This is a genomic window from Rossellomorea marisflavi (genome assembly GCF_001274775.1).
Lineage (GTDB): Bacteria > Bacillota > Bacilli > Bacillales > Bacillaceae_B > Rossellomorea > Rossellomorea marisflavi.
This window is the reverse complement of record NZ_LGUE01000004.1, coordinates 252238-270263: the sequence shown is the minus strand read 5'-3', so window position 1 is coordinate 270263 and position 18026 is coordinate 252238. Positions and strand designations below refer to the sequence as shown.

Here is an 18026-nt window from a genome sequence, read left to right as displayed (position 1 = left end):
CCCCGCCTAGAAATGGCGGGGGCTGTTTTACTAATTATGAAGAAGGGACGGTCTTCTTGCCTGCTCTTTCAATCAACACGTAATTGACGTAGGTGAGGGCAAAGGGGAGGAAGGCGAGAAAAAATGCCGTGTCAAGAAACCTCTCGATCTGTTTGGAGGAGTCGGAATGAAGGATAAGGATCACACTTGCCATAATAAGCGCATGCAGTGCAAAAGCGATGAAGAGTGCGAACCACTTCCGTCCGGTCCTGATATAAAAAGGGAGCGAAATCACGCTCGACAGACAGCAGCTGATCAGGGCTGTGAGTATAAAGGTGCCGGTAGTGAGCATCATGCTTCACTCACTCTTTGAACCTTTCCGAAAAAGCGTTCACTCACCGTCCGAAAGCGTTCCTTCTCCTCGAGGAACGGATAATGATTGCTCTCATCGAACACCACGAGCTCTGCGCCCGGAATGCCTTCCCGCATTTCCTCCGAGTAAAGAAGAGGGCACTGGACATCATGACGGCCGCAGACAATCAAGGTTGGCGTATCAATGAGGTGCAGCTTCCGGGTCACGTCGAAAAGCTGGATCTCCCGATTGAAGAAGTCCATGCGCGTGGCGCTGATCCGCTTCGTTACATGGGGAGGGAAGAGTGATGGAAACCGCTCCGGCTTGTATAAAGAAAACGAAATCCGCTCACGGGTCAGTGCTTTTCTCTCGTCTTCCGGAAGGCTGGATCCTTTCAAAGTGATGTTCAGCTCCTGCATCCGCACGTAGTCAGGGTGTTCCTCATGGTAGATGCACTGTGGTGATCCTGACATGAACTCCCTTGCTGCCGAACCGACGATCACAAGGGAATTCAGACTTTGGGAAAAATAAATGCCGTACACGGTCCCGATCATCCCGCCGGTGGAATGGCCGGCGAACGTCCATGAGTCAAAGCCAAGGGCCTCCCTCACTGCTTCGAGGTCGAATACCGTTTCGAGAAAACCAAGTTGGTACGGTTCATGTGCACGCTCCGAGTGTCCCGCTTCCCGCATATTCACAAGGAACACCTCATGTGTTTCGGTGAAGGCGTCGGCAAAATGGTCTCCTGAAGCATTGAATGCCGAGTAGTGATGAGTCACGCATAAAGGTTCACCTCTTCCTTTACGAAAGACTTCAAAGCATCCCCGCTTCGTATTCAGTAGTTCCTGTTTCCATGTCATCCGTTTCACGTCCTTTCCCTTTTATATACGGCAGTGAGGAGGGGATTTCCTGCAATACAAAACGCCCGCGAAAGATTCGCGGGCGTTTCTGTGTTCCTATTCCAGATTGGCATGCCTGCCGAACATCGTATCGGATGTGAGTCCTTTTTTATCCATATAGCGGAGGATGACCGCATCGTAGAACAGGAGGAGCGTCTGTTCGAAGAGGGAGCCCATCGGTTGGATGGTGGCACGCTCTTCGCCTGATTCATGCTTCGGTGAACCGGGAAGCTCCACGACGATATCGGCCAGTTTTCCAATGGTGGAGTCGGGTTTGATCGTGACGGCCGCCACGGTCGCACCGAGCTCCTTCGCTTTCTCTGCCATGGGTACAAGGCTTTTCGTCTCCCCTGAACCGGTGCTGATGATGAGGAGGTCCCCTTCTTCAAGGTTCGGCGTGACCGTTTCCCCGACCACATATGCATCGAGTCCCATATGCATCATGCGCATCGTGAAGGACTTGGCCATCAGTCCGGAACGTCCGGCGCCGGCCGTGAAGATCTTACCGGCTTCCATGATGCGGTTGGTCAGCTGTTCCGCCGACCGGTCCCCGATCAAGTCCGGAGCCTTTGACAGCTCCTTCAGGATTTCGTTCATATAGCCTGTCGTCTGCATGGGATTACCCTTGGTTAATGAGCTCGCGGATTTTCGCTGCAGTCGCTGCTTTATCATCCTGGGATGTGATGCCGCCGCCTACGATGATGAGATCAGGATTTTCCTTGATCACTTCCGGTAGGGTTTCAAGCTTGATTCCGCCTGCAATGGCCGTTTTGGCGTTTTTCACGACGCTCTTGATGGTATGAAGGTCTTCGAATGAGTTCTTGCCTTCTGCCTGAAGGTCATATCCAGTGTGGACACAGATGTAATCTGCTCCGAACTGATCCAGTTCCTTCGCGCGTTTTTCTATATCTTTCACTCCGATCATATCGACGAGGAGTTCTTTGCCTTGTTTCTTCGCTTCTTCGACGGCACCTTGGATGGAGGCATCTTCAGCCACTCCGAGGATCGTCACGATATCTGCGCCTGCTTCTGAAGCTTTCATCACTTCATAGCCTGCTGCATCCATGATTTTAAGGTCGGCAAGAACAGACAGGGAAGGGAATGCTTCCTTGATTTCCTTGACAGCCTTCAGTCCTTCATTGATCACGACAGGAGTTCCGATTTCCACGATGTCGATGTATTCTTCTACTTCCTTGACGACTTCCTTCGCCTCGGGAATGTTGACTAAGTCCAGTGCAAGTTGTAATTTCATAGATCCTTCACTCCTTGAGAAAATTTGTGCTGCGCGGGTCACCCCTTCAGCCATTTCACTATAACGCATGAGGTGAATCCATGTAAGTACGCACATTTTACTTACATAGTGTCAAAAAGTATACTAAGGGATAGAATCCACTCAGGAGGTGGCCATATGTCACGCTTAGAAGAGAAAACATTCCAATGTGAAAAAGAACTGACCCTCTCCGTCATCGGCGGTAAATGGAAGATGCTCATCCTTTGGCATCTTGGAAAAGAAGGGACCAAACGATTCGGCGAGCTCAAAGCCCTCATGCCCGGAATCACCCAGCGCATGCTCGTCAACCAGCTCAGGGAGCTTGAAGAAGACCAAATCGTCCACCGTGAGGTCTATCCCGTTGTCCCTCCCAAAGTTGAGTATTCCCTCACCTCACAAGGTCAAACACTCATGCCTATACTCGAATCCATGTACGAATGGGGAAAAACGTATATGACGACGCTGAAGGAACCAAGCAAAATAGAAGCTTAAATCATGTATCAATCATGACTGAATCCGTATGAGGACAGAGCTCGTCCGGATTCGGTCTTGTTATGCGGGGAGGGATTGGATCCGCTATCATTCAACTGGTAAATCGTATAAACACAACCAGGAACTACCGGTGAAGCAGCCCATTCTCCACACAATTGTCATATTATCCACCGGTGACAGGATGGTTCTCCTGTATAATTCTAGTAACTATCACGTTATCGTTTGGTCCATGGAGGACCATGTAGCTTGAACTATTCTTTTGGAGGTGGAAGTCTTCCTTCGGGTAAGACGATGTATTGACAGCCATAAACTTAACGATTTTTGCCATTTTGATCGCCCTCACCGCTTTTTTTGTCGCAACGGAATTTGCCATGGTGAAGGTGCGGTCCACCAAGATTGATCAACTCGTATTCGAAGGGAAAAGGGGAGCGGCTTCGGCCAAGAAGGTCGTCAGTCATCTGGATGAGTATCTGTCAGCCTGTCAGCTGGGCATCACGGTGACCGCCCTCGGGATCGGATGGGTGGGCGAGTCCACTTTCGCCGTCATCCTCGAGCCGATCTTCGATTTCCTGAATGTCGGCGAGTCCCTTTCAAGCGTCCTTGTCATTGCCATCGCCTTCATGATTGCAACCTTCATGCACGTCGTCATCGGGGAGCTTGCTCCGAAAACGCTGGCGATCCAGAAGGCAGAGACGATCACGCTCCTGACTGCCGGTCCCATCATCCTGTTCTACCGCATCCTATTCCCGTTCATCTGGTTCCTCAACGGATCGGCACGTCTCCTTGTACGGGCATTCGGCATGAAGCCCGCCTCCGAGCACGATGCGGCCCACTCCGAGGAAGAGCTCAGGATCCTCATGTCTGAAAGCTATGAGAGCGGGGAAATCAATCAGAACGAACTGACCTACATGAATAATATCTTCACCTTCGACGAACGACTGGCGAAGGAGATCATGGTCCCGAGAACAGAGATGGTAACCGTCTCCGTCGACCAGGGATTTGATGAAATCATGGATCTGATCAAATCCGAGAGATTCACGCGATACCCGGTGATCGATGGGGATAAAGACCACGTCGTCGGTTTCATCAACGTCAAGGAGCTCCTCACTGAACGGTTGAGGCAGGGCAAGAGGACGGGGGGAGATTTCTCCCTCAAAGCCCATATCAACCCCATTATCCGAGTGGTGGAAACGGCACCTATCCACGATGTGCTTCTCAAGATGCAGAAGCTCCGCACCCACATCGCCATCCTGGTCGATGAGTATGGCGGCACCTCAGGCATCGTGAGCTTCGAAGATATCCTCGAGGAAATCGTCGGAGAGATCCGCGATGAGTTCGACCAGGATGAAGTGGCGCCGGTCAGGAAGCTCAAAGACCACCATTTCATCATCGATGCGAAGCTCCTGATCGAAGAAGCCAATGAAGTGCTCGGAATCGAAATGGAAAATGAAGACGTTGATACGATCGGAGGCTGGTTCCTCTCGAACACCATCGAAAGCGAAGCAGAGCTCGAGTCTCACGGGTACGTTTTCAAAGTGCACAAAAAGGATGGGTATCACATTCAGTATCTGGAAGTGAAAAAGCCCGAGTCCCTCGTTTCATAATGGGAACCTTGTAAGGCCACCGGAGAGAATTCTCCCCGGTGGCCTTTTCGTGGTAATATATAGAAAAAGAGTGGGGGTCAACAAATGAAAAAGGGGAATTGGTGGAGTTTCATCCTGCTGGTGACGGCGACGTATATCGGAATCACAGCCCAAGACCTTGCCTATGGGCTTCACGCTGCTTCCGGATTGTTGGATCCTATTCACTATTTGATGATTCTGACGATCCTCAGCATCGGGCTATTTGCGTTCTCCGTGATCAGATTGATCGTGATGCGGTGGAAAGGGAGTATGGAAGAAAAAAGGTTCTCCATCTGGATGACGGTTTCAATCATCATCGGAGGAGCCGTTTCAGTTTGGTCGGGTTTTGTCTTACTCATGTGGATGGGCTAATGGGAAACAGATTGCTTTCTTTCTCCATTCCGATTTGGAATAATGATGTATAGATCATCATAAGGAGGAATTCTTTCATGAGTCAATCTGTGAATCCGTTATTTCAACCTTTCAAATATGGAGCCCTATCCCTGCCGAATCGTACGGTGATGGCACCGATGACGCGCGGGTTTTCACCAGGGGGCGTACCGGGGCAGCCCGTCGTCGATTATTACCGCAGACGCGCAGAAAATGAAGTTGGCCTGATCGTCACGGAAGGTACCGGCATCAACCATCCGGCATCCGTATCTGGTGACAGCATCCCGTTATTCCACGGGGAAAAGGCCCTTGAAGGCTGGGCAGAAGTGGTCGAGGCCGTCCACGAAGCAGGAGGGAAAATCGTTCCCCAGCTATGGCATGTAGGGATGACCCGCAAGAAGGGCGAGCTTCCGAACGCCGAAGCACTGCCCGTTGGACCGTCAGGCTTGACCCTTACCGGGGAACAGGTGACTGAGCCGCCGACGACGGAAGAAGTGGAACAGCTCGTCGCAGCCTATGCCCAGGCGGCAGCCGATGCAAAACGGATCGGATTCGACGGCATCGAGTTACACGGTGCCCACGGATACCTCATCGATCAATTCTTTTGGGAGAAAACGAATAAGCGGACCGACCGCTATGGCGGCAATCTTGTAGGACGCACGCAATTTGCAGTCGAAGTCATCGAGGCATGCAGGCGTGAAGTCGGACCGGACTTCCCGATCATCTTCCGTTTTTCACAGTGGAAGATGACCGACTATGGTGCGAAGCTCGCCAGGACACCAGAAGAGCTTGAGCAATTCCTGACCCCTCTTGTCGAAGCGGGAGTGGACATCTTCCACTGCTCGACGCGCCGTTTCTGGGAACCTGAATTCGACGGATCGCCGCTGAATCTCGCGGGCTGGACGAAGAAGCTCACCGGAAAACCCGTCATCTCCGTAGGATCCGTCGGACTGAACGGTGAATTCACCAGATTCTCAGAAGCGGAAGCCACCGATATCCATGAGCTCACCGAACGCCTCGGAGACGACGAATTCGACCTCATCGCCATCGGGCGCGCCGTCCTCCAGGACCCCGAATGGGTCAAGAAAATCAAAGAAGGACGCACTGACGAAATCCGCGCATTCAGCAAAGAATCGCTTCAAACATTATATTGAGTGCCAAAATGACGCATGGGGACTGTTCTCATGCGTCATTTCTTGTGCACCGTCCAACTCCATACAATAGAAACGGAAAAGAAGCACGGGCCGTGGCCCGTGCTTCTTTTTGCTTTACACTTCTTTTTTCTTCGAAAACATCTCATACAATTTGCTCAAACTTTTCGGATTCAGGTCGATATCGTTCTCGTACGCGTATTTGATGGCGTACCCGAGGGCGAGGGTCATGCCGCCTGCGATGCTTGCGCCTGCGGCCATTCCTGCTCCCGGGACGAGTTTGACGATCTGGCGGAACAGGGTTTTTCCGACGTTGCCGGTGAGGGTGGCGATGGTGAGCTCCTTCGCCCGGTCCTTTGTCAGGGGCTTATCGTAAAGGGTGGCGAGCTTGACCATCATGCCGACCTGGATGGCGGTCAGGGGCACCATGTCGGAGCCTGGGATCGGAGAAGCACCGATGGCCGTGGAGGATCCTGCTGCTGCGATGATCCATTTATTCGCCGTCGATGATTTTTCCTTCAGGTGTTTAGCGAAAAGGATATCTTTTTTTTTCTCCTTGAGGATGTCGAGGATCGCACCACGGAGCATCTCCATATTCTCGCCTGTCTTGGAAGAGATCGGCGTCACTTTGTAGCGGTAATTCGTATGATCCTGGATGTACTTCACCAATCCGGGAATATCTTCTGCCGCATCGATCTTGTTCAACACGAAGATGATGTTCCGGTTCATCTTGCGGACCTCTTCGAATGTCTTCCGCTCTCCTTCAGAGAACACGGTTCCGGCCGCATTCAGGAAGAAGAGGATCACATCGGCTTCCTTATAGAACTTCATCGTTTCGGCGGAATTTTTCTGATTGATGTCATCAAGTCCGGGTGTATCGGCAAAGATGATCTTATCGGTATAGGCGTACTTCTCGATGAGGGAAGTCTCCCCGGGCTGTGCGCCGACCTTGGCGACTTCATCGCCCATGAGCATGTTGATCGTCGACGATTTGCCGGCGTTCACATCCCCGATCATGGCGAAGACGATTTCCTTATCGAGCTGAGCGTTGATTTCATTCACTTCTTGGTCGTAGGCCTGTTCGAATTCTTTATCATGAAAAGAAAACACGTTCATCACTCCTTATCCTAATAGTAGCAGAATGTGGAGAAAGCCGGAAGCGCGGACCTCTATCCACGTAGTATAATGATGGAAAAAGGAAGAAGGGGAACAGTCATGAAGATCATCCCTTATCAACATGGATTCGGTCCGGAAACCGTCAAGATGTGGAGGGAAAGCAAGGAAGCAGCCATCGGCCAAAAGGACATCCATTCCTTCGAGGAGCACCTCTATTTCCTGAATGAAATCCTGCCCGCAACCCATGATGTAGAAATCGCCCTTTCAAACGAATCGGTGATCGGGATCATCGCCTACAATAGGACTGAGATCAGTCAGCTTTATATCCATAACGACCATCACGGGAATGGCGTCGGGACGGCACTCCTGACACGTGCCAAGGAAGCCTCATCCGGCATCCTGACCCTTTATACCTTCGAAGTGAATGAGGGAGCCAGGCGATTTTATGAAAAGCACGGCTTCCGCATCATCGGCCGGGGGCATGAGAATGAAGAGCAGCTGCCTGACCTTCTATACGAATGGCGACGCTGATGCCTCATCGTATCTTCACAAGGATTGATTCCCTGCGTACCAGATCGACGAGGGCCGGGTAGCGATCGAGATAGGCATAGCTCTGGGGAGCGTGGAATCCGAAGTGCTCCTTCAGATAGGCGAAAGGGAGCGGTTCCTCCAGACGCCATAGCTCTAGGATGGGGAAGGCGAACCGGTACTTGGTGCCACCTTCGTTGAACCGCGCATCACCATCCCCCAGCCTCCACTTGATCCGGGAATTCAACGGGTGTAGTGGTCCTGGCTATGTAGGTGAGGGCAGATGATGGAGCCGATTCATAGATCCACAGGAAATCCGTCTGCCGCTTCGGTTTCACGCTCCGGAATTCATGCACCTTCTTGCCTTCGGATAACAGGGTGCAGTACTCTGGGTGGATGCTGATGAACATACCTTTCTCCATTGGGATGCCTCCTTTTTGATAAGCAGTTTGCTTTGATTATAACAGGAAGAAATCCCTGCATTTTCACCAAATTTTCATTTATGTTTGCTACATTGGATAAAAAAGGTCAAAGGGGTGGCAGGTATGCATATTTTACTGGCAGAAGACGATGAAACACTCGGTGAGCTGATCGTCCATTTATTGAAGAAAAAGGGGATCGAGCGCATTGATTGGGTGGTCAGCGGGGAAGAGGCCCATGACTATGCCCTTGCCTCCTATTATGATGTGATCATCATGGACTGGATGATGCCTGGAGGGAATGGCGTCGAGATCTGCCGTCGCCTCAGGTCCGGTGGTTATGGAGGTGCGATCCTCATGCTCACGGCCCGTGACGGCGTGGAGGATTGTGTAGAAGGATTCGAAGCGGGTGCAGACGATTATCTCGTGAAACCCTTTGAGATTGCAGAGCTTCATGCCAGGCTCAAAGCCCTGTCCAGACGGAATCTGGCCCCGCTTCAATCAGAAACCATCGGCATCAGGGGATTCACATTGAACCGGACGAGCCACAGCCTCATGCGGAACGGGGAGGAAATCTACCTTACTCCCCGTGAATTCCAGCTCCTCGACATGCTGGTCCGCAATCAGAATCACACGCTCTCGCGGGACCTTCTCCTCGACCGGATATGGGGAATCGATTCCGACGTTTCACACAAGACCGTGGATGCCACCGTCAAATTATTAAGGAAGAAGATCGGGGAAGGCCTGATCGAAACCGTCAGGGGAGTGGGGTACAGGATTGAAACGTAAATCGATTTTTTCTCTGGGGGAATCAAGGGATTTGTTCACGAGAACCCGGATGCAGCTCACCCTGTTCAATAGCGTCATCATCACAGCCTTTCTAGTGGTCTTCATCCTGTTGGCCTTGATCATCGTTTATAAGACCGTGCTTTACGACCAGGAACGGGAACTCAAGGGCCTGGCGGAACATGAGATCAAGGAACTGCAGGAAGCAGGTGCCCACAGGCGCGGAGAACCTAGGGGGGAGGAGCGACCTTCCGTCCTCAGCGAAAATCAGGTGTTCTATTATATCCTGGACAGTGACGGGGAGCCCTTGCAAACGAATGAAATCTATCCGGATCTCAGGGATACCTTCCTCGATAAACTGTCCAACTGGAAACCGGATGAACGCCAGATCCGGCAAGACTCCATCGATGTGACGGAGAATGAAGGGTATGAAGATTTCGATCTCAGGGTCCTTATGCTGTCCCAGCCCATCACGTCTCAAGGGGAGGTGGTGGGAAGGATGTATATCGGCCTCGATATATCCTCCTTTTACCGTCTATTCAAATGGATCTTGTTCGTCTTTGGTGCCCTTGCCGTCCTCTTCATCAGCCTGGGTGTCTGGCTCAGTCACCTCATGTCGAAGCGCGCCCTCGTCCCGATCCAGCAGTCCTACCGGCGACAGCAGGAATTTGTAGCGGATGCATCCCACGAACTCCGGACGCCCTTGAGCGTCATCCTGTCCTCTGTGGAAGCACTCGAGATGGGGGACGAAGAATCTGATCCCTTCACAAGGAAAATGGTCAAGGGACTGAAAGCCGAGGTGAAAAGGATGAACCGCCTCATCGGCGACCTTCTCACCCTCGCACGCTCAGATGATGAAGGAAAAGCCCGACTGGTCTTGAAAAAGGAAGAGTTCGACTTCGCACCCGATGCAGAGAAGATCCTTCAAACCTTCGACCGTCTGGCCCGGGACAAATCAATTACGCTCAGCCTTGAATCGTCAAGAGAACTCCCTATCCATGGGGATCGAGACAAGCTGATACAGCTTCTGTATATCCTTTTGGACAACAGCATCAAGTATACGCCCTCAGGCGGAAGCGTCACCCTCTCCTGCAGGATCGACCAAAACGCTTCTGGCAGGACATTCATCCTTTCCGTACAAGATACGGGAATCGGCATTGGGAAAGAAGACCAGCTGCGCATCTTTGACCGGTTTTATCGTGTGGATAAAGCAAGAACACGGAAAGAAGGCGGTCATGGCCTCGGGTTGTCCATTGCCAAATGGATTGTCGAGGGACATGAAGGTGTGATTTCCGTCCAAAGTGAAAGTGGTGGAGGTTCGGAATTCCGCGTGGTGATCCCACTTCCGCCGGAACGTCCAATGTCATTTTTCTACTGAAAGCTCCTATTGATGAGGGGCTTTTTGTTTTTTCCTCCTAAAGTCGTAGAGGTTCTTCCACCCCTTTGCCGAAGCAGGTCGCGTGAGAGAACGATATGCTGATAGTAGTAGAGGAGATGAAAAAGATGAAATGTTTTCATTATCATTGGTGGACGGATAAAGTAGAAGAAATGGAAGCGTGGTACCGAGGGATCGGGTTTGAAACGCGGCAGCGCATCGGAAGGGCAAACGGGGAGATGCGGGAATTCAATCCGCCCCTCGAATGGGAAGATTTCAGGCAAGAAGAGGTCCAATTCCGCATTATTGAAATGGTGCAGGGGCAGGTGAACATCACATTCGGTCAGGGAAAGCGGGACCGGTTCGATCATATAGGATTCCTTATGGACGATCTGGAGCATGACGAAGTGCTGAAAAATGCGTCTCTCCTCGGATGGAGGGTGGACGAAGGGGAACGAAGGACCTTCATTTCCACCCCGTGGAGATTCAGGGTGGAGCTTCAGCGGAGAAAAGAAGCCGTACGGTCGGAAGCATTCCCTTCACTCGCAAGGCTTGAGCTGAACATCGACCGCCCAGGCAGGCTTTCGGCATTGGCAGAGCTTCTGGGAGCGGAAGCAGAGGACAAGGGGGAAACCTGCCTGATTCGTACAGCCGATTGGGAGCTCCAGCTTTCACGTGGACAGGAATCGTCCCTTGAGTCGGTGGAGGTTCGGCAGCGTGAACCGCTCGCGGGGACAGATCCCGTCGGCGTCTTGATGACTTCAACAATCTGAACCGCCTTTTCACTCAATTTTCACCATTCCGTCGTACAGTATCCTTAATCAATGATAAAGGAGAATGAAGGATGACCAAAAAGGTGAAATGGACAGTGATATCAACGGTGACCCTGTCACTTTTGACGTTCGGCGGTCTTGTCGCGGATCACACACAAGAGGTGAACGGTGCATCGGCGGAAGGGTCATTTGATGACGGTGGAAGAAGCGGGGATCAGTCGATGATCCAGGAAAGGGAAGATGGGGGAGAGTTCAACTTTGACCATGATGACGACGAAGATGATGCATTCTTCCAGGCCCCGTCCGAAGGATTCAGTCAGGATCATGGCAGCTCGGGGGTGTCGAAGCGATGACCCATACATTCGCAGCCATGAACGCAACCATCATGTCAAACGGCCTCTCCCTTGAGCAGGAAAGAAAGCTTCAGGCCATGTTCAAGGGATTCGAAGAGAGGGCCAGCCGTTTCATACCCGGGAATCCTGTAGATGAGCTCAACCAACTACCAGCACACGTTCCAGTATTTCTCGATGCAACCATAGCGGACCTTCTCGAGAAATCCCTCATCCTTACAAGAAAGGTCAGATACATGGTGAATCCGTTCATGGGACGATCAATGAAGGCGATCGGATACACAGCATCGTTCCATGAGTCGTACGCACCTGAAGTGTCCGGAGAACCAACAAGAGGCTTCACTTATGAGCCGATGGAATGGCTTTCGAAGGAATGGATCATGAAGCTCGAAGACTTTCACTTCGACTTTGGTGGATTCGGGAAAGGATATATCGCAGACCGTGCACGGGAGATGCTCACTCGTGAGGGAGTCACGGAGGCATTGGTCAATGCGGGAGGCGATCTCGTAGCCATCGGTCGCCAGCGAGTGGGCATCGCTCACCCGAAGCTTCCGGGAAAAGACATGATCAAGCTTGTGATCGAAGACCTGGCGATGGCAACGTCAGGCATCCATCATCGGCGCTGGAACCATGAGGGAGAGGATTATCACCACATCCTGAACGGTCGGACCGGCGAAGTGGCCACGAGTGACGTCGTGCAATCGACCGTGATCGCATCTTCTGCCATGGAGGCGGAGGTGGTCGCCAAGCTTTTCTGCATCCTTCCTTATGAAGAGGCGAAACGGGAGGCAGCCAAATTCCCGGATGCCGCCTACTTTGTCTATCTGAACGATGATCGCGTGGCGGCCGGGGGAAATAAAGGCCTTTACAGCGCAATGGAGGTGGCGGGATGAATTGGATCTGGTTCGGCATCAGGGTCCTCGGACTCACTTCCTATCTTCTCCTGACCCTGTCGGTGCTCGGCGGGATCCTGAGGGGAGTGCCGAAGAAGAAATTCTTCCTGCTTCAATTCCATCAGCAGATCGGACAGATCGCCCTCCTTCTCGGTGGACTACACGGATTCCTCCTGCTTTTCGATTCGTATGAACCGTATAGCCTCACAGGGCTCCTTATCCCGTTTGCCTCTTCATTTGAGCCGGTGCTGAGCGGGTTTGGGACAATCGGGTTATATCTGCTGCTCATCGTCATCGTAACGTCCGACTTCATGAAAACGATCGGACGTGCAGCGTGGAAGAAAGCCCATTACCTTGCATTTCCGTCCTGGCTGTTGATCTGGGCCCATGGATTATTCATAGGGACGGAAGGCAGGGAAGAATGGGCGCTAGCCATGTACGGATCCACGTTCCTTCTCGTCCTGTTTGCTACGATCTACATGACTGTAGGGCGAAGGAAGCAGAATAAACCTGTGGATGCACGTTCCTCCCACTGATCAAAGGCAGGACATGGTCCTGCCTTTCCTATTATCCTCCACCATTCCTCTCCTCATGAAAACGCTTCGAATGATTTTTAATCATAAAAAGATTCAGTTTATAGTGAATATTCCCATCGATTGTAATAAAATAGTATTTTGTGAGGAGGAAGCACCATGAATCTAGTACGCACGACAGTGAATCATTTTAAGCCTTATTGGCGCATGCTTTTGATTGCTCTTATCTTTTCTATTATCGGTGGTCTTTTTACCATCGCACCGCCCGTTCTTGTGAAGAAGCTTGTGGATGACGTGATCGTGGGCGGCGATCTTACCCTCCTTCTATGGGTGGCGGGCGGGGTCCTCGGTGCCTACCTTGGGAAATCCCTATTCGAGACGATGCAGGAGTTCGTCCAGGTGAAGATCGGCCTCGATGTGATCACCGACATGCAGATCCGGGCCTTCCGGAAGCTGCACCGCGCGCCGATGTCATTCTTCTCGAGAACCCCGAGGGGAGATATGCTCTTCAGGCTCACCCATGATGTCGAGTCGATCCAGAACCTGAATAACACGGTTGTTCCGCGGATTCTCCAGCAGGTGGTCGGAGCGGTGGCGGCATTCTCGGCCGTCTTCGTGCTCTTCTGGCCGGCGGCGATTGTCATGTTCTGTGTGTTCGCCATCTACATCATCCCGTCCTTCACTCTTGGGACGAAGATGAGGAAGATGAGTGCCATTCAGCGCGATATGAGCGCTGACATGTATAATCACCTGCAGGAAAGCATCGAAAGCGTCCGGCTCGTCCGGACGTATCAGACGCAGGATCAGGAAACGGGGGCGCAGGAGAAGAAGCTCTCCGATTGGAAGACGTTCTCCATCCGTGCGGCCCTGATCGGAAAGGTGAACTGGCGTCTCGGAAATCTGTTCAATATCGCGGCACCGGGTGTCGTCATGCTGGTCGGCGGCCTCGCCATCTGGAAGGGAAGCATCACGGTCGGGACCCTTGTCGCCTGCCTGACGTTCATCCCCATCATGTTCCAGCCCGTGCGTTCCATGGCGGAGCATGCCCTGACGATCCAGCAGGCCATCCCGGCACTTCAGCGGATCTATGAATATTTCGATCTGCCGGAAGAACATGATGAGAACCTTCCTGCCTTCGGGGACGTCGTTGGGAAAATTGATCTTACGAATCTATGGTTCTCGTATCCTGGCAGTGACAAGCAGGTGCTGAAGGGCGTATCGGTTTCCTTGAATCCCGGAAGCCATATCGGGATCGTAGGCACGAGCGGGGGAGGGAAGAGTACCCTTGTCCAGCTCCTCCTCGGTCTGTATGAGCCGGATCAAGGCTCTGTCGAGATCGACGGCAAGAATTTATATGAGTACAATCGCAACAGCTTCCGCCAGCAGGTCGGGGTCGTATCTCAGGAAACATTCCTGCTTAACAGCACCTTGCGTCAGAACCTGCTGTACGGTAAGCCCGACGCCACGCAGGAGGAACTCGAGCAGGCGGTGGATGCCGCGGGACTCAAGGAATTGATCGAGTCCCTCGATGAGCAGTATGACACCATCGTCGGGGAGCGTGGATTGAAGCTCTCAGGCGGGCAGCGCCAGCGCGTCGCCATGGCCCGTGCCATCCTGAGGCAGCCACCCGTCCTGATCTTTGATGAAGCCACATCTTCATTGGACGGCGAGACCGAAGAACGGGTCCAGGCTTCCCTTGAAGAACTGATCCCTGGACGGACGACCATTACGATCGCCCACCGTCTCGTCACGGTGCGGAAGGCGGATGTCATCATCCTCCTCGATCAAGGGGTCATCGCGGAAAAAGGAACACATGAAGAACTCCTCATGCAGAGGGGTAAATACTATGAACTGTACAAAGCTCAGTACAGCGAACTGGAAAGGGAGCTGATCGGATGAGCGCCGGTACGGTTTCACCAAAGAAAAGCCGTGACGGCAGGAGGGTCCTGTCCTTCCTCCGTCCCTATAAAAAATGGGTGATCGCGGATTCCGTGGTCATCGCCATCTCTCAGGTGTTCTCAGCCCTGATCCCGACATTGGCCTTGAGCTGGCTCGTGGATACGATCCTCCCAGGGGAGAACTCCAAGTTGCTCTGGGGCCTGATGTGGCTGTTGATCCTTTCGGCAGTCCTCGACCTCGTCATGATGGTCATCGATGAATATTTCTGCCATCAGACCGCGAAGACCGTGACGAACTGGCAAAAGCTGCGGCTGTTCAGGCATCTACAGGTCCTGCCGTATTCGTTTTATCATCATAATTCCACCGGGGAAATGCTCGCAAGGGTGTCGGATGATCCGGACACCCTGCATAACTTCCTCGCGTGGGAAGGCTCCACGTTCATGGCAAGTGCACAAGGGGTATTCATCTACAGCATTGTCCTGTTCTTCATCCATCCGTACCTCATGATTGCGAGCGTTGTATTCGGCGTCCTCTTCTACTGGACGTCCAATCTGGTCGGGGCGAGGACCCGTGCGGCATCAGCCGATGCACGGAAAGAAGCGTCACGCTACCTTGAACGGTTGCGCGAGTCGGTGACGGGGATCCATCTTTCACGGGTCTCAGGGGTATCCGACAGTGAAGTGGAGAGCGTTGTCGCCATCAGGGATACATTCGTCAAGCACTCCATCAAAGAGCTGAAGGCCCGCATGCAGTCCGTCGTGGTCGTATCAAGTTACAATGGATTCGCTCTTGCCCTGGTTTACCTGATTTCCACATTGTTGATCTGGGATAAGGGCTTGACGAGCGGTCAGATGCTGACAGCGGGCGGCCTTGTCACCATCGCGGCGAATGAAATGCAGCGCCTCCTGCGGAACTGGTTGTCAGTGAGACGGACGGGTCCGGCCCTTGACCGTTCGGAGATCCTCCTTGCTGAAGAAGCATCCCATGCAGAATCCAGCAAAGGGATCCGTGGTAAGCGTGCTATGGGGGATATCCAGGTTGAAGATGTGACATTCACCTATCCTGGTAAGGAAGAAGATGTGCTCAAAGGCGTCTCCTTCACAATCAGACCGGGCGAGACCTGTGCCCTTGTCGGTCCTAGTGGTTCGGGGAAATCCACCATCGTCGATCTTCTGTTCAAGTTTTATGATGCAGGGAAAGGCAGCATCAAAGTGGACGGCCGTGATGTGACGGAGTGGGACACGGACTGGCTCAGGTCCCAGATGGCCATCGTCACCCAGGACGTGATGATGCGGAGCGGGTCCCTTGCCGAAAACCTGCGGATCGGTAAGCGGGACGCCACGGATGAAGAGCTCATGGAAGCCCTTGAAGCAAGTGGCCTGGGGGATCTGATCACCACGCTTCCCGACGGACTCGACACCCTCGTCGGGGAGAGGGGAAGTCTCCTGTCGGGCGGCCAGAAGCAGCGCTTATCCCTGGCCCGCGCCATCTTGAAGGATGCACCGATCATGGTACTTGATGAGGCGAGCTCGGCTCTTGATCCAATCACGGAAACAAAAATCAATGAAGCCGTACTCCGCGCCGGTAAAAACCAGACGATCATCATCGTCTCCCACCGGCTTTCCACCGTCCTTGCTGCCGATAAGATCGTTGTCCTCGAAAACGGCCGGATCGCGGAAGAAGGGACGCATGGCGACCTTCTCCTCCACCGGGATGGTGTGTACGCCCGACTGTTCGGACGCGAAGCGGAAATAGGCGGTGCGACCGTCGGAGGTATATAACCGAGTGCCGGTCCGGATTGTCCGGGCCGGTAATTTCAAATTCAGGATTCCTAGGGGGGAAAGCAAGAGCTCCCAGCCGTGGAAAAACTTCCAGAGAAAAAATCGAACAAAACCAATCCATATAATGGTACAATGTTAAAATCGGAAGAAGATACCTCGTCTGCAGGTATCTTTTCTTATTTTTCATTTAGGAGTACGTTATGAGAGAATTTCGCGAACGATTTCATAAAAGGAATTATTATACCGTGGCGGTTGTCTCCATTATCCTCATGATCATCGGGGTCATCGTGGATAATCCCGCAGGGTCAGGCATAGCGGTGCACGGGATCATGGTGGTAATCATCTCTGTCTGCCTCCTCCTGTATCCGACTCATGAACGGAGATGGCTTCGGTCCATCACGGTACTCACGGTATCGGTTTATTTCTATGCGCTGTTCTATATGTATCCGGGTACGTGGTCGGCGTTTGTGCTTCTTTGTTTCGTCCCGGCGCTTTCCATCCTGTTCTTCGATAAGAAGCTTTTCTATTCATCGCTTTCGTTGAACATATTCTTTGTCGCGTGTATGGCCATGTATATCGGCTGGGTGGATAAAGGAAGGACTTACGCTTTTTTCTATTCGGATATTCCCGGCAATCTGGTCAATTTCGTAGCCAGTCAGATCATCCTTTATTTCATTTTCTACCTGACGAATGGCCGTATCAAGAAGCAGCGGATGTATTACGAAGAAGTGCAGCAGGCTGAACGGATGAAAACGACGGGCCAGCTTGCGGCAGCCGTCGCCCATGAAATCCGGAATCCGCTGACCGTGGTGAAAGGGTTCCTGCAGTATTACTCACAGGATGAGCATCTGCCGAAGGACTATAAGCAAAACTTCAGCCTCATGCTGAATGAACTGGATACGGCGGAGCATGTCATTTCGCAGTTCCTCTCCATCTCGAAACCGGAGCAGACGGACGAAGTGGATCGTGTCGACATGGAACAGATCCTGAGGGACGTGACAGAGCTTCTGTCCATGTACGGGATCCTTCATGATAACAGCATCGAGCTTGAGGTGGATGAACAGTGCCTGATCGCTGCCAATCCTATGGAAGTGAAGCAGCTATTCGTCAACTTGTTGAAGAACGCCATCGAAGCGTCTGATTCCGGGGAATCGGTGTCTGTGAAAGCAGCAAGGATCGGAAAAGATGTATTCATTACGATGACCGACCGCGGCAGGGGGATGACGCAGGAGCAGGTGGATCATCTCGGGACGCCTTTTTATTCATTGAAGAGCAAGGGGACCGGGCTCGGTCTCATGATCTGCTACAACATCGTCGAGCGCTACGACGGTCATATTCATTTTGAAAGCGAACCAGGAGAAGGGACGACGGTCACCGTGCGTTTCCCGCTCGTGCAGCAATAGGCATACACACATCCG

General features: G+C 52.4%; 21 protein-coding genes. 14 read left to right on the top strand and 7 right to left on the bottom strand.

Annotated features, from left to right (window positions below; all coding sequences use genetic code 11):
* Positions 1–34: 34 nt before the first annotated feature.
* The 4 genes from AF331_RS11295 to hxlA all read right to left on the bottom strand — a co-directional run bounded on the left by AF331_RS11295 (position 35) and on the right by hxlA (position 2482).
* Entirely contained in the window at positions 35–334 is a 300-nt protein-coding gene (locus AF331_RS11295; RefSeq protein ID WP_053428219.1) for a hypothetical protein, read from the bottom strand.
* Positions 331–1191, bottom strand: a complete 861-nt coding sequence (locus AF331_RS11290) for an alpha/beta fold hydrolase (protein ID WP_053428218.1) — start codon at positions 1189–1191, stop codon at positions 331–333. Before AF331_RS11290 ends, AF331_RS11295 begins: the two co-directional genes overlap by 4 nt.
* A gap of 96 nt (positions 1192–1287) precedes the next feature.
* Entirely contained in the window at positions 1288–1845 is a 558-nt protein-coding gene (gene hxlB, locus AF331_RS11285; RefSeq protein ID WP_048005198.1) for a 6-phospho-3-hexuloisomerase, read from the bottom strand.
* 4 nt (positions 1846–1849) lie between these two features.
* A complete protein-coding gene (gene hxlA / locus AF331_RS11280; RefSeq protein WP_048013614.1) occupies positions 1850–2482 on the bottom strand; it encodes a 3-hexulose-6-phosphate synthase in 633 nt (210 codons plus the stop codon).
* Between the two features lie 156 nt (positions 2483–2638).
* Between hxlA and AF331_RS11275 the strand changes: the two genes are divergently transcribed.
* From AF331_RS11275 to AF331_RS11260, 4 genes are all read left to right on the top strand, one after another.
* A complete protein-coding gene (locus tag AF331_RS11275; RefSeq protein WP_053428217.1) occupies positions 2639–2992 on the top strand; it encodes a winged helix-turn-helix transcriptional regulator in 354 nt (117 codons plus the stop codon).
* Between the two features lie 296 nt (positions 2993–3288).
* Positions 3289–4596: a hemolysin family protein gene (locus tag AF331_RS11270; protein WP_053428216.1), complete on the top strand. Its 1308-nt coding sequence runs from the start codon at positions 3289–3291 to the stop codon at positions 4594–4596.
* A gap of 84 nt (positions 4597–4680) precedes the next feature.
* A complete protein-coding gene (locus AF331_RS11265) occupies positions 4681–4986 on the top strand; it encodes a hypothetical protein (protein WP_053428215.1) in 306 nt (101 codons plus the stop codon).
* Positions 4987–5063: 77 nt separating this feature from the next.
* A complete protein-coding gene (locus tag AF331_RS11260) occupies positions 5064–6158 on the top strand; it encodes an NADH:flavin oxidoreductase (protein ID WP_053428214.1) in 1095 nt (364 codons plus the stop codon).
* A gap of 114 nt (positions 6159–6272) precedes the next feature.
* Here the strand turns inward: AF331_RS11260 and AF331_RS11255 are convergent, their stop codons facing one another.
* Positions 6273–7271: a GTPase gene (locus tag AF331_RS11255; RefSeq protein ID WP_053428213.1), complete on the bottom strand. Its 999-nt coding sequence runs from the start codon at positions 7269–7271 to the stop codon at positions 6273–6275.
* Between the two features lie 69 nt (positions 7272–7340).
* Between AF331_RS11255 and AF331_RS11250 the strand changes: the two genes are divergently transcribed.
* Positions 7341–7802 (top strand): GNAT family N-acetyltransferase, encoded by a 462-nt coding sequence (locus tag AF331_RS11250; RefSeq protein ID WP_412177716.1) that lies wholly within the window; start codon positions 7341–7343, stop codon positions 7800–7802.
* Between the two features lie 4 nt (positions 7803–7806).
* Here AF331_RS11250 and AF331_RS11245 read toward each other — a convergent pair whose 3' ends face one another.
* Together AF331_RS11245 and AF331_RS11240 are read right to left on the bottom strand one after the other, a co-directional pair.
* A complete protein-coding gene (locus AF331_RS11245; protein WP_053428212.1) occupies positions 7807–8046 on the bottom strand; it encodes a hypothetical protein in 240 nt (79 codons plus the stop codon).
* A complete protein-coding gene (locus AF331_RS11240; protein WP_053428211.1) occupies positions 8009–8221 on the bottom strand; it encodes an ASCH domain-containing protein in 213 nt (70 codons plus the stop codon). Before AF331_RS11240 ends, AF331_RS11245 begins: the two co-directional genes overlap by 38 nt.
* A gap of 123 nt (positions 8222–8344) precedes the next feature.
* Between AF331_RS11240 and AF331_RS11235 the strand changes: the two genes are divergently transcribed.
* The 9 genes from AF331_RS11235 (at position 8345) to AF331_RS11190 (ending at position 18011) form a co-directional block, all read left to right on the top strand.
* Positions 8345–9007 (top strand): response regulator transcription factor, encoded by a 663-nt coding sequence (locus tag AF331_RS11235; protein WP_053428210.1) that lies wholly within the window; start codon positions 8345–8347, stop codon positions 9005–9007.
* A 31-nt stretch (positions 9008–9038) separates the two neighbouring features.
* On the top strand, positions 9039–10382 hold the full coding sequence (locus tag AF331_RS11230; RefSeq protein ID WP_235576373.1) for a sensor histidine kinase: 1344 nt from the start codon (positions 9039–9041) through the stop codon (positions 10380–10382).
* A 125-nt stretch (positions 10383–10507) separates the two neighbouring features.
* Positions 10508–11152 carry a hypothetical protein gene (locus AF331_RS11225; RefSeq protein ID WP_053428208.1) on the top strand — a complete coding sequence of 215 codons (645 nt, stop codon included), beginning with the start codon at positions 10508–10510 and terminating at the stop codon, positions 11150–11152.
* Positions 11153–11223: 71 nt separating this feature from the next.
* The gene (locus AF331_RS11220) at positions 11224–11505 is read left to right on the top strand and encodes a hypothetical protein (RefSeq protein ID WP_048013605.1); all 282 of its coding nucleotides are present in this window, start codon (positions 11224–11226) and stop codon (positions 11503–11505) included.
* A complete protein-coding gene (locus AF331_RS11215; protein WP_053428207.1) occupies positions 11502–12395 on the top strand; it encodes an FAD:protein FMN transferase in 894 nt (297 codons plus the stop codon). Before AF331_RS11220 ends, AF331_RS11215 begins: the two co-directional genes overlap by 4 nt.
* A complete protein-coding gene (locus AF331_RS11210; RefSeq protein WP_053428206.1) occupies positions 12392–12931 on the top strand; it encodes a ferric reductase-like transmembrane domain-containing protein in 540 nt (179 codons plus the stop codon). Before AF331_RS11215 ends, AF331_RS11210 begins: the two co-directional genes overlap by 4 nt.
* 156 nt (positions 12932–13087) lie before the next feature.
* Positions 13088–14827 carry an ABC transporter ATP-binding protein gene (locus AF331_RS11200; RefSeq protein WP_053428205.1) on the top strand — a complete coding sequence of 580 codons (1740 nt, stop codon included), beginning with the start codon at positions 13088–13090 and terminating at the stop codon, positions 14825–14827.
* Entirely contained in the window at positions 14824–16608 is a 1785-nt protein-coding gene (locus AF331_RS11195) for an ABC transporter ATP-binding protein (RefSeq protein ID WP_053428204.1), read from the top strand. Before AF331_RS11200 ends, AF331_RS11195 begins: the two co-directional genes overlap by 4 nt.
* Before the next feature lie 200 nt (positions 16609–16808).
* Entirely contained in the window at positions 16809–18011 is a 1203-nt protein-coding gene (locus tag AF331_RS11190; RefSeq protein WP_053428203.1) for a sensor histidine kinase, read from the top strand.
* Positions 18012–18026: the final 15 nt, after the last annotated feature.

What these genes read in the sequence shown, in the direction of transcription:
- AF331_RS11250 (WP_412177716.1), top strand. Translation starts at nt 7,341, where the DNA reads ATGATGGAAAAAGGAAGAAGGGGAACAGTCATGAAGATCATCCCTTAT.
- AF331_RS11290 (WP_053428218.1), bottom strand. Translation starts at nt 1,191, where the DNA reads ATGACATGGAAACAGGAACTACTGAATACGAAGCGGGGATGCTTTGAA.
- AF331_RS11190 (WP_053428203.1), top strand. Translation starts at nt 16,809, where the DNA reads ATGAGAGAATTTCGCGAACGATTTCATAAAAGGAATTATTATACCGTG.
- AF331_RS11200 (WP_053428205.1), top strand. Translation starts at nt 13,088, where the DNA reads ATGAATCTAGTACGCACGACAGTGAATCATTTTAAGCCTTATTGGCGC.
- AF331_RS11215 (WP_053428207.1), top strand. Translation starts at nt 11,502, where the DNA reads ATGACCCATACATTCGCAGCCATGAACGCAACCATCATGTCAAACGGC.
- AF331_RS11195 (WP_053428204.1), top strand. Translation starts at nt 14,824, where the DNA reads ATGAGCGCCGGTACGGTTTCACCAAAGAAAAGCCGTGACGGCAGGAGG.
- hxlB (WP_048005198.1), bottom strand. Translation starts at nt 1,845, where the DNA reads ATGCAGACGACAGGCTATATGAACGAAATCCTGAAGGAGCTGTCAAAG.
- AF331_RS11295 (WP_053428219.1), bottom strand. Translation starts at nt 334, where the DNA reads ATGATGCTCACTACCGGCACCTTTATACTCACAGCCCTGATCAGCTGC.
- AF331_RS11260 (WP_053428214.1), top strand. Translation starts at nt 5,064, where the DNA reads ATGAGTCAATCTGTGAATCCGTTATTTCAACCTTTCAAATATGGAGCC.
- AF331_RS11210 (WP_053428206.1), top strand. Translation starts at nt 12,392, where the DNA reads ATGAATTGGATCTGGTTCGGCATCAGGGTCCTCGGACTCACTTCCTAT.
- AF331_RS11275 (WP_053428217.1), top strand. Translation starts at nt 2,639, where the DNA reads ATGTCACGCTTAGAAGAGAAAACATTCCAATGTGAAAAAGAACTGACC.
- AF331_RS11240 (WP_053428211.1), bottom strand. Translation starts at nt 8,221, where the DNA reads ATGGAGAAAGGTATGTTCATCAGCATCCACCCAGAGTACTGCACCCTG.
- hxlA (WP_048013614.1), bottom strand. Translation starts at nt 2,482, where the DNA reads ATGAAATTACAACTTGCACTGGACTTAGTCAACATTCCCGAGGCGAAG.
- AF331_RS11255 (WP_053428213.1), bottom strand. Translation starts at nt 7,271, where the DNA reads ATGAACGTGTTTTCTTTTCATGATAAAGAATTCGAACAGGCCTACGAC.
- AF331_RS11235 (WP_053428210.1), top strand. Translation starts at nt 8,345, where the DNA reads ATGCATATTTTACTGGCAGAAGACGATGAAACACTCGGTGAGCTGATC.
- AF331_RS11220 (WP_048013605.1), top strand. Translation starts at nt 11,224, where the DNA reads ATGACCAAAAAGGTGAAATGGACAGTGATATCAACGGTGACCCTGTCA.
- AF331_RS11225 (WP_053428208.1), top strand. Translation starts at nt 10,508, where the DNA reads ATGAAATGTTTTCATTATCATTGGTGGACGGATAAAGTAGAAGAAATG.
- AF331_RS11265 (WP_053428215.1), top strand. Translation starts at nt 4,681, where the DNA reads ATGAAAAAGGGGAATTGGTGGAGTTTCATCCTGCTGGTGACGGCGACG.